We start from the raw sequence: 10467 nt of genomic DNA, 5'->3' as shown, positions 1-10467 counted from the left end.
CCTACATATGTTGTCTAATTCCTCTGTGGGTATTCCTTCTGATATGTGGATACCTGCTAATGGACAACTGAAACCTGCAGTGATGAAGCAAGTGGCTTTGGGATATGAGAGAAGCCTGGCGAAAGGAATGTATACTCTCTCTCTGGAGACTTATTATAGAAAGACCAACCATATCGTTGATTTTGTAGATAATGCGAATATCTTTTTGAATAATCAGATAGAAACACAGTTGACTACTGGTTACTCAAAGGCCTATGGAGCGGAATTTTATATATCTAAAAACAGTGGGCGGCTAACCGGATGGATTAGCTATACCTTTTCACGTGCCCGGAATTATATTGCTACTCTTGGAGATAAGGAATATCCGCCTGTCTATGATCGTCCACATAGCTTGAAGATATTTCTGAATTATGAGGCCGGACGTAAGCGGAGGTGTGCTTTTGCAGCTACCTTCTCGTACAATTCAGGGATGAATCTGACATTGCCTATTGCTCATTACCGGGTGAACGGTACAGCTTTCTATATCTATTCTACAAGAAATGGTTATCGTGCTCCTGCCTTTCATGAATTGAATTTATCCATGACTTGTAAAACTGGCAAAAGAGGTCGATTGATTCTTTCTGTGATGAATGTATATAACAGAAAAAATGTGTTTACTATCTATACGAGTAGAGATGACTATGATTTCTCTGATATTGGCATGCATAAAATGTATTTGTATGGTGCACTGCCATCTATCTCTTATCAATTTACATTTTAGTTAGTTTGAACTATAGTCTGTTATTCTATGTTTTTTTGTACTTTTGCACTCGTTACAACCATAAACCCCGTAAAGAGTGATGAACCAGATAAATTCCGTATGCGTATATAGCGCTTCCAGTACCAAGATAGATGCTGTTTACTTTCAAGCAGCCGAGACTCTCGGCCGTCTGTTTGCCGAACACCATATCCGTTTGATAAACGGAGCTGGAAGTATCGGCCTGATGTGCTCTGTGGCAGATGCTGTGTTGAAAAATGGCGGTGAAGTGACCGGAGTGATTCCCCGCTTCATGGTGGAACAAAACTGGCATCATACTGGACTGACAGAGCTGATCGAGGTAGAATCCATGCACGAACGCAAACAGAAGATGGCCAATTTGAGTGATGGTATCATCGCTTTGCCGGGTGGATGCGGTACCCTTGAAGAATTGCTGGAAATTATCACTTGGAAACAATTGGGGTTGTATCTCAATCCGATTATAATTCTCAATACAAACAGATTTTTCGATCCATTGCTCGAAATGCTTGAAAAAGCAATCGATGAAAACTTTATGCGACGCCAACACGGTGATATATGGAAAGTGGCGCAGACACCGGAAGAAGCAGTTCAGCTGCTTTATGAGACTCCTGTATGGGATATTTCCATTCGTAAATTTGCAGCGATATGATAGGTGATACACTAAGTTCCCAGAACACGGATACCTTGTCTCTTCTCCAGCAGAAACAGATTAGTCCGGCAAAGGCAGACAGTGATAGCCTGCAGTTGGCCGATCTTCATGCTGTACAAGAGGTTGATTCTGGCTTTGAAGGAACCCCTATCTCCTACTCTCCCCGTACGGACGATGCTATCGCACTGACATTACTGGCTTGCTTCTTTCTTTCCTCTATTGCCTTGGCACGCGGAAAGAAATTTCTCTCCCAACAGGTGAAAGACTTTGTGTTACATCGCGAACGGACGAGTATTTTTGATAGCTCTACGGCGGCTGATGTGCGTTATCTCCTTGTGCTTGTATTGCAGACCTGTGTCTTGTCGGGCATCACATTTCTCAATTATTTTCATGATACATGTCCTGCTCTGATGGACCATGTATCCTCCCTCCTTTTGCTGGGTATTTACGTTGGTTTTTGCCTCGCTTATTTCTTACTAAAATGGTTGCTTTATATGTTTCTGTGGTGGACGTTTTTTGATAAAAATAAGACAAATATATGGCTGGAATCGTATTCTGCGCTCATATATTATGTCGGATTTGCCCTTTTTCCGTTCGTTCTTTTCCTGGTTTATTTTGATTTGAGTCTAACGAATTTGGTTATAATTGGGTCTATTATTTTAATTTTCACTAAAATATTGATGTTTTATAAGTGGATAAAGCTTTTTTTTCATCAATTTAGCGGGCTTTTCCTATTAATTTTGTACTTTTGCGCTCTTGAAATAGTACCTTGTCTTTTACTGTATCAGGGTATGATTCAAATGAACAATATTTTGCTAATAAAATTTTAGGACGTTGAAAATTAAAAAAGTACTAGTGTCGCAGCCTAAGCCTGCGTCAGAGAAATCTCCCTATTACGACATAGCTGAAAAGTATGGCGTTAAAATAGATTTCCGGCCCTTTATTAAGGTTGAAAGTCTTTCGGCGAAAGAATTTCGGCAACAGAAAATTTCGATTCTCGACCACACTGCCGTAATATTCACTTCGCGCCATGCTATTGACCATTTTTTCACTTTGTGTACTGAATTGCGCGTGACAATTCCCGAAACTATGAAGTATTTCTGTGTGACGGAAGCTGTTGCATTGTATATTCAAAAATATGTGCAATATCGTAAGCGTAAGATCTTCTTTGGAGCTACTGGAAAGATTGAAGACCTGATTCCTTCCATCGTGAAGCATAAAACGGAGAAGTATCTCGTTCCGATGTCAGACGTACATAATGACGATGTGAAAAACCTGCTCGACAAGAACAACATTCAGCATACGGAAGCTGTGATGTATCGCACGGTGAGCAACGACTTTACACCGGACGAAGAGTTTGATTATGATATGTTAGTGTTCTTCAGCCCTGCCGGAGTGACTTCTTTGAAGAAGAACTTCCCGGATTTTAATCAGAAAGAGATTAAGATCGGAACGTTCGGATCTACTACCGCACAGGCTGTACGTGACGCAGGTCTCCGTCTGGACCTTGAGGCTCCTACGGTGCAGGCTCCGTCAATGACTGCCGCACTTGACATGTTTATCAAGGAAAACAATAAATAAACAGAGTGGGTATATATACTTTGTGTAAAGCCGAAAGGCTGAATAGTAAAATTTTGATCGGAAAGATGTTTGAAGGCGGTGTTTCTAAATCGTTTTCCATCTTTCCGATACGCGTTGTATATATGCCTGTCGAGCAGGGCGAGGCTCCTGCTTCCATATTAATCAGTGTATCGAAACGTCGTTTTAAACGGGCGGTGAAACGCAACCGGGTGAAACGCCAGATACGTGAAGCCTACCGGAAGAACAAGTCTCTTCTGGTGGATGAACTGCAACGCCGGGAGCAACGGTTAGCCGTTGCCTTTATCTATCTGTCGGACGAGCTTGTTGCTACTGCCGAGCTGGAAGAGAAAATGAAAATAGCGCTTGCGCGCATCTCCGAAAAACTATTCTCATGAAACCTCATAACTCCCGGATATCTACCGCGTGGGTATTCGTTACGGGAATTTTGAGAAAGGTATTTTCCTTCTTCCTGCTTGCTCCCATCTATTTTTACCGGATTTGTATTTCACCCCTTACTCCTCCCTCTTGTCGGTTCACGCCTACTTGTTCAGCGTATGCGCTCGAAGCAATTAAGAAACATGGTCCTATAAAGGGGCTTTATCTTGCTGTGCGGCGTATTCTGCGATGCCATCCCTGGGGTGGTTCCGGTTATGATCCCGTGCCTTGAGACAACTGAAACGAGAAATAGAAAATGAAAAAGAATGTGACTGATATTTTAGATATCCATACTCATAAACAGGAAGTTGATACCCAAGGAAAATCCATCATCAATTATCCGTTATTGGCAGACTCTCCATTGTATATGCCTCTGGCAGAGAATGTGGAAGTGGCTGTGGGTAGAGGATCTTATTATTCTATTGGTATTCATCCTTGGGAGGTGAGAGAGAGTAATGTCAGTCAGCAATTGAGCTTTCTTCAACAGCAGCTACAGAGAAAGCAGTTTGTAGCTGTAGGAGAGGCGGGGCTGGATAAATTGGCAAAAGCTCCGATGGAGCTTCAGTTAGCGGTGTTTAAGGAACAGGTAAAGTTGTCGGAAAAGCTCGGTTTGCCGTTGATTATTCACTGCGTGAAAGCAATGGAAGAACTGCTGGGTGTGAAAAAAGAATCTCGCCCCCAACAACCTTGGATATGGCATGGCTTTCGTGGAAAACCGGAGCAGGCGGTACAGTTGTTGAAGAAAGGGTTTTATCTTTCTTTTGGGGAATATTATCCCGATGAAACGATGCAGATAGTCCCCGATGAACGCCTATTTTTGGAAACGGATGACAGCTTGCTTGATATTGAAGATATCCTGTGTCAGGCAGCCAGGGTGCGTGGGGTAGAAGTGGAAGCGTTGTGTGAGGTGATTCGCCGGAATATCCAAAATGTCTTTTTTAAGGCGTAAGAGTTGTATCTTCCGAGAAAGAGTCGTACTTTTGTCGCACATGGAATTGAAATACAATAAAAACCAAATAATTAAAGAGTAATACGATGAATTTTGTAGAAGAATTGAGATGGCGTGGCATGTTGCAGGACATCATGCCGGGAACAGAAGAGTTGTTAAGCAAAGAGCAGGTGACTGCCTACTTGGGTATCGACCCGACTGCCGATTCGCTACACATTGGTCACCTTTGTGGAGTGATGATCCTTCGTCATTTCCAACGCTGCGGTCATAAGCCGTTGGCACTGATCGGTGGCGCTACAGGTATGATTGGTGACCCTTCCGGTAAATCGGCAGAACGTAACCTGCTGGACGAAGAGACATTGCGTCACAATCAGGCATGTATCAAGAATCAGCTTGCCAAGTTCCTCGACTTCGAGTCGGATGTACCTAACCGTGCCGAGCTGGTGAACAATTACGACTGGATGAAAGACTTCACTTTCCTCGATTTTGTTCGCGAAGTAGGTAAGCACATCACTGTAAACTATATGATGGCGAAAGACTCTGTGAAACGTCGTCTGAATGGTGAAGCGCGTGATGGGTTGTCATTTACCGAGTTCACTTATCAGTTGCTTCAGGGATATGATTTCCTTCATTTGTATGAAACGAAAGGTTGTAAGCTTCAGATGGGTGGTTCCGACCAATGGGGAAACATCACTACCGGTGCCGAATTGATTCGCCGTACCAATGGGGGGGAGGTATTCGCATTGACTTGCCCGCTGATTACAAAAGCTGACGGCGGTAAGTTTGGCAAGACAGAATCCGGAAATATCTGGCTGGACGCTCGCTATACTTCACCTTACAAGTTCTATCAATTCTGGCTGAATGTAAGCGACTCCGATGCCGAACGTTATATTAAAATCTTCACTTCTATCGAGAAAGAAGAAATTGAAGCATTGATTGCCGAACATCAGGAAGCTCCGCATTTGCGTCTCCTCCAGAAACGTCTGGCTAAGGAAGTGACTGTAATGGTTCACTCTGAAGATGATTATAACGCAGCAGTAGACGCATCGAACATTTTATTCGGTAATGCGACTTCGGAAGCTTTGCGCAAACTGGATGAAGATACGCTGCTTGCTGTATTCGAAGGAGTGCCTCAATTTGAGATTTCCCGTGATGTATTGGCAGAAGGAGTAAAGGCTGTTGATCTATTCGTTGATAATGCGGCCGTATTTGCGTCGAAAGGTGAAATGCGTAAATTGGTTCAGGGCGGTGGCGTTTCGCTGAATAAGGAGAAGCTGGCAGCCTTTGATCAGGTAGTTACGACTGCTGACCTGCTCGACGAGAAATATCTGCTTGTTCAGCGCGGCAAAAAGAACTATTATCTGCTGATTGCAAAGTAATAATGCACGATTCATTCGATAGAATATAAAAAAGTGAACGAAATATTTGGAGGTTTGCTTGCAAACCTCTATCTTTGCACCGCTTTTTAACAGAAAGCACATAAGTTTGGACTATGGTGTAATGGTAGCACAACAGGTTTTGGTTCTGTTTGTCCAAGTTCGAATCTTGGTAGTCCAACGAAGAAAAGCCCTGAAAGAGATATCTTTCGGGGCTTTTTCTTTTTTTGTGGATGCAAAGTCACTTCTTAAGTCATTAGAACGTTCACATACGGAACAACAACATGATGATTTCTATAGTTTGGTTGCAAAAACGGAGGAAGATGCCTTGAAGAAGTATCTCTCTATTAGGATGTAAGAAATTTGTTATAGCTTATTTGTATGTAATATTGACTGTTTCGATGTTTGCCTTACTCATCTTTGAATAGACTTCTATATTGTTAGCAACAATATATTTACATTTCTATAATAAATCCGAATACCGTTTTTAATAAATAGTGAGAGAGTTTATTAAGAACGGTATCAGAGTTTATTAGAAACTATTTTCAGAGAATTATCAGAATGTTTGGGATTTATATATACAAAATGAGGTTGTGTCAAAACGTTGGCACAACCTCTTTTATATTTTACAGTTCTGCTATATTTTCTTTTGGCTATGCTGCTTTTTCCTCATGCATTTGGCAACAAGTTGCTATATTCCAATTATATCGGGTTATAAATAGTCCCATAAACATATATTTGGCAACTGTAATGAGCCCCTTTCCTTCTTTTATCAGTTTAGCACACATTTTTTTGATATTAAAGGCTATAGCAAAGAAAGCAAAGTCCATTGTAACCTTGTCTTCTCCCACATGCCGGAATCTTCTGTATGCCATGTTGTATTTCATTTGTCCAAACACAGCCTCTGGTTCTATACACCTCCTGCCTCTATGCTTGATACCTTCTTCTGAGAGCAACCTTTCCCGTGCCTGCCGTTTGTATTGATTTAATCGGTGGTTGACTTCTATAATACGGTTCCCCCGAGCTTTAAAACAACTGCCACGCAAAGGGCAACCTTCGCATCTTTTTGCTTTATACCGGGCACTTTCGATGATGTATCCGCTCGCTGTCTTGTCACGTTTGGTTCCTATACGGTTCATGTGCTGTCCCATAGGACAAACGTAATAATCCTCTTGGGCATTGTAATGGAGACTTTCGGCATGGAATGGGTTGGGAGTATAACGAGGACGCTGTTCTTTATGGAAGTAATTGTACTTGATGAAGGCTTCTATCCCATTCTCCTGCATGAACCGGTAATTTTCTTCCGAACCGTAACCGGAGTCTGCCACACAGATATTCGGTAAACGGTTATAGCGGTACTGGAAAGAGTGGAAAAAAGGTATGAGGGTCAGTGTATCGGTAGGGTTGGGAAACAGACGGAAGTCTGTGATGAATTGGTTTTCAGTACCTATTTGCAGATTATATCCGGGTTTGGTCTGCCCGTTCTTCATGGCATCTTCTTTCATGCGCATGAATGTGGCACCAGGATCGGTCTTGGAATAGGAGTTACGTTCTCCAAGGGTATCAAGGTGATTGTCGTATTCTATCAGCTTGTCACGATACCCTTCAAGTTCCATGACCTGCTTCTTCTTTTTGCGCAGGGCTTTCTTTTCTTCCTTATCCTTTGTTGCAGGCTGGCGTTCCAGGGCTTCTTTAAGTTCATCCACTATGTCAGAGAGCCTGCAGGGAGTAAACTCCACGGATGTGTCTTTTATAGAGTTCTCCTGTGCAATGGCTCCATCCACCTGTTCCAAGAGAATACGGATTTTATCTATTAGTCTCGTACGGTTCCGTTCGACTGTCTTGCGCCAGACAAAAGTATATTTGTTGGCTTTGGATTCAATCTTGGTGCCGTCGATATACTCCACATCAAGGCTGATGAAACCTTTATCGGCAAGGACAAGAACCAACTGGGTAAATACATTATTTATTTCCTCCTTTACACGGTTACGAAAACGGTTGATCGTGATAAAATCCGGATGCTCATTACCGGCAAGCCAAATATAATGAATGTCACGAAGGAGGTGCTTCTCTATTTTACGGCAAGAATAGATATTATTCATGTAGGCGTAGATTATCACCTTAAGCATCATTTTAGGATGATAAGGACAACGGCCCGTTTCCTTATAAAGCTTCTTGAAACTCTCAAGATTGAGATTGTCAATAACAGAATTCACGATGCGGACCGGGTCGGTCGCAGCTATGTTTTCATCAATTCTTTGTGGAAAAAGAACGGTTTGGTTGGGAATGTAAGGACGAAAATGTAACTTTGCCATAACGAAAAACTTTATACCTAAAGATACGAAAACTTTGGGTAATAACAAAGCCCGGGCTTGAGAAAGTCTGGGCTTTGCGCATAAAAAAAGGCTGTGTCAGCGTTTTGACACAACCTCATTCGGTTCTTCCATATATGGAAATATATGTTTTGATAATGTGTTATTATGTCTTGATTTTTATATAACTCATATTGCTTTTTTCTTTTTCTGTTCCTCAAAGATACAAAATAAAAAGAGGAAAGTCAATAGCTAATCTTATTTTAATGGAAGTATAAGCAGAAAACGTGCACCATTGGTGTAGCTCTTGTCTACTTTGACTTCTCCATGTAATCGTTCGGCTATGGTGCGGCATATATTCAGTCCCAGTCCTGATCCCTGTTTGAACTCATCCAACTTCTTGAAGCGTTCGAATACACTATCCATCTTATCGGCAGGGATGCCCGGCCCGGTGTCGCTGACAGAGAACGTGATTCTGTCGGGATACTCGGTCAGTGAACAATGCAGATGGATTTCCCCTTTTTCTGTGTGCTTCTCTGCGTTGGTAAGGAAGTTGATAAGCACTTGTTGCAGGCGTTGTTCATCTGTGGTGATCTGGAAATCGTCTGCCACTTCGGAGGTATAATAAAGCTTCACTCCTTCCGCTTTTCGATCCATTACGGTAGAGAGTATGAGCCTGCACATTTCGTTGCAATGGCAGGAAGTCAGGTTCATGGTGTATTTGCCGCTTTCCAGTGCGGAAAGGTCAAGAATATCGTTGACAAGCGTGGTGAGCAGTTCGGAGTTGTGTTGGACGAGCGAGCTGAATTCTAGCTTTTCCTCATCTTCCAATGGCAGATCCGGGTTGGATAATAATTGTGAGAATCCTACGATGGCATTGAGCGGGGTACGGATTTCGTGGCTCATGTTCTGCATGAAATGAGTCTTCATCTTGTCTGCCTGTTCGGCACGGTCGCGGGCAATCGTCAGTTCTTCGTTCTTCTCTTGCAGTTGTCTGATTGATTTTCTGCGTAGATAAAGGTAGAGCGTGAGGGCTATGGCAAAGAAACAGAAGAATATCAGGATGAATTTCAATATCATCAGCTGGCGTTCGGATTCTGCCTGTTTAGCTACCATAAGACTCTGTGTACGTTCAGTTTCCGCTTTGAATTGTGCGAGCTCCAGGTTACGGTTTTTTAGTAGTAGCTCGTTATTTTCGGCGTTCATCTTCTCGATTTCCACTTGCGATTTCGTTTGCTGCAGTTCGAGCGTTGTCTTTTGCAGGTTTAATTGTGTGTTTTCCAGCTGCAAGGCTTGCGCTTTTCTTTTCAGTTGTTCGTTGCCGATACGCACATTCAGTTCCGACAGGTCGGCAGTCTGTATGAGTTGGTTCAGAGAATCCTGTAAACTCTGGAGCTTCTGAAGCGCTTGGTAAGCGTCTTTGTACTTCTGCTCTTTTGCGTAAATATTTGCCTGAAAAGCTATTCTCTCATGTAAGATAGAGGTGGAGTCGGCGAGAGCATGCGCTTTATCATATTGTTGGTTGAGTATATAATTGTATATCTTCAACTTATTCAGTTCATTCCTTCTGGTTTCACCATGTTTTTCGGTCGCTTTTAAACATTCCTGATAATAGCTTTTGAATTCCTCCTCCCTGTCGAGCGCGTATAAAAGTGTGCATTTGCGCAGCATACAGGCATATTTGTTGGTTGAAGTCTTGGCACACTTGATTCCTTTCTCGGCATTTTCGTAGGCTGCTTCATATTGTTTCAGGTTTTGTTGGAGCATGGATATGTTCCAGTATATATAAGATATATCCTGCTCAGGGAGCTTCTCCTGTGTGTATACCAGTGATTGTTGGTAGTAATCCAGTGCCGTCCGGTTTTCCCTGCGCGCAAAGTAAATGTTTCCCATCATTCGCAGGCAAGTGGAGATACCGTAGGGATAGTCGTCGGCAAATGCCTGTTCTTTAGTCAATTCAGCCTCCTGGAGCGCACGCAGGGTATTACCTGTGTTCATCAGGTAATTAACTTTGTAGATGCTGCCAAAGTAGTAATATTGCAGGTAGTTGTTCTTTCGGGATATCTCCTGAAGCCTGCTGATTGCTTTCTCCAGTAATTCCGTTTTCCCATTATTGAAATAGTAGATTACCGGAATGGTAAGAGCGAGGCATTGTGCCTTTTTATCGTTGATCCGGATGGCTTTGGTATAGATAGTATCAGCTATTTCCAGTCCGGTTGCGTTGTTACGGTGTTTAGTTGCCTCCTCATAAAGTAGATAAAGAGAGTGGTCTATCTTGTACGGATTGTCCTGCGCCTTGGTTGGAAGGAGAGATCCGATAAAGGTGAACAACAAACATATACTGATGTACCTGACTATTTTCATCTTGATAACTATGGATTTACAGT

General features: G+C 42.5%; 9 protein-coding genes, 1 tRNA gene and 1 pseudogene. 9 read left to right on the top strand and 2 right to left on the bottom strand.

Annotation, left to right across the window (positions count from 1 at the left end):
- The 9 genes and pseudogenes from BSCG_RS12760 to BSCG_RS12800 form a co-directional block, all read left to right on the top strand.
- Window positions 1-760, top strand: a pseudogene (locus BSCG_RS12760) (TonB-dependent receptor); the annotation flags it as partial.
- A gap of 79 nt (window positions 761-839) precedes the next feature.
- Complete coding sequence (locus BSCG_RS12765; RefSeq protein ID WP_004313693.1) at window positions 840-1427, top strand: TIGR00730 family Rossman fold protein; 588 nt, start codon at window positions 840-842, stop codon at window positions 1425-1427.
- Complete coding sequence (locus BSCG_RS12770) at window positions 1424-2257, top strand: DUF4271 domain-containing protein (protein ID WP_008776184.1); 834 nt, start codon at window positions 1424-1426, stop codon at window positions 2255-2257. The genes BSCG_RS12765 and BSCG_RS12770 overlap by 4 nt, the downstream gene beginning before the upstream one ends.
- 4 nt (window positions 2258-2261) lie before the next feature.
- A complete protein-coding gene (locus BSCG_RS12775; RefSeq protein WP_004322581.1) occupies window positions 2262-3008 on the top strand; it encodes a uroporphyrinogen-III synthase in 747 nt (248 codons plus the stop codon).
- 5 nt (window positions 3009-3013) lie between these two features.
- A complete protein-coding gene (gene rnpA / locus BSCG_RS12780; RefSeq protein WP_004298908.1) occupies window positions 3014-3403 on the top strand; it encodes a ribonuclease P protein component in 390 nt (129 codons plus the stop codon).
- Window positions 3400-3675, top strand: coding sequence for a membrane protein insertion efficiency factor YidD (gene yidD, locus BSCG_RS12785; protein ID WP_008770482.1), 276 nt, complete (start codon window positions 3400-3402; stop codon window positions 3673-3675). Before rnpA ends, yidD begins: the two co-directional genes overlap by 4 nt.
- Before the next feature lie 24 nt (window positions 3676-3699).
- Window positions 3700-4392 (top strand): TatD family hydrolase, encoded by a 693-nt coding sequence (locus BSCG_RS12790; RefSeq protein WP_004313695.1) that lies wholly within the window; start codon window positions 3700-3702, stop codon window positions 4390-4392.
- Between the two features lie 86 nt (window positions 4393-4478).
- Window positions 4479-5771 (top strand): tyrosine--tRNA ligase, encoded by a 1293-nt coding sequence (tyrS, locus tag BSCG_RS12795; protein ID WP_004313698.1) that lies wholly within the window; start codon window positions 4479-4481, stop codon window positions 5769-5771.
- A gap of 107 nt (window positions 5772-5878) precedes the next feature.
- Window positions 5879-5949 (top strand) — tRNA-Gln (locus BSCG_RS12800).
- A 472-nt stretch (window positions 5950-6421) separates the two neighbouring features.
- Here BSCG_RS12800 and BSCG_RS12805 read toward each other — a convergent pair.
- Together BSCG_RS12805 and BSCG_RS12810 are read right to left on the bottom strand one after the other, a co-directional pair.
- Window positions 6422-8083 carry an IS1182-like element ISBf3 family transposase gene (locus tag BSCG_RS12805; RefSeq protein ID WP_008776182.1) on the bottom strand — a complete coding sequence of 554 codons (1662 nt, stop codon included), beginning with the start codon at window positions 8081-8083 and terminating at the stop codon, window positions 6422-6424.
- Window positions 8084-8338: 255 nt separating this feature from the next.
- Window positions 8339-10444 (bottom strand): sensor histidine kinase, encoded by a 2106-nt coding sequence (locus tag BSCG_RS12810; protein ID WP_004296868.1) that lies wholly within the window; start codon window positions 10442-10444, stop codon window positions 8339-8341.
- Window positions 10445-10467 lie beyond the last annotated feature (23 nt).

This window comes from Bacteroides sp. 2_2_4 (genome assembly GCF_000157055.1).
Taxonomy (GTDB): Bacteria; Bacteroidota; Bacteroidia; order Bacteroidales; family Bacteroidaceae; genus Bacteroides; species Bacteroides ovatus.
This window is presented reverse-complemented; position numbering and strand designations above follow the sequence as displayed.

Coding starts and splice junctions, on each gene's coding strand:
- BSCG_RS12765 (WP_004313693.1), top strand. CDS start 840: ATGAACCAGATAAATTCCGTATGCGTATATAGCGCTTCCAGTACCAAG.
- BSCG_RS12770 (WP_008776184.1), top strand. CDS start 1,424: ATGATAGGTGATACACTAAGTTCCCAGAACACGGATACCTTGTCTCTT.
- yidD (WP_008770482.1), top strand. CDS start 3,400: ATGAAACCTCATAACTCCCGGATATCTACCGCGTGGGTATTCGTTACG.
- BSCG_RS12790 (WP_004313695.1), top strand. CDS start 3,700: ATGAAAAAGAATGTGACTGATATTTTAGATATCCATACTCATAAACAG.
- tyrS (WP_004313698.1), top strand. CDS start 4,479: ATGAATTTTGTAGAAGAATTGAGATGGCGTGGCATGTTGCAGGACATC.
- BSCG_RS12805 (WP_008776182.1), bottom strand. CDS start 8,083: ATGGCAAAGTTACATTTTCGTCCTTACATTCCCAACCAAACCGTTCTT.
- BSCG_RS12810 (WP_004296868.1), bottom strand. CDS start 10,444: ATGAAAATAGTCAGGTACATCAGTATATGTTTGTTGTTCACCTTTATC.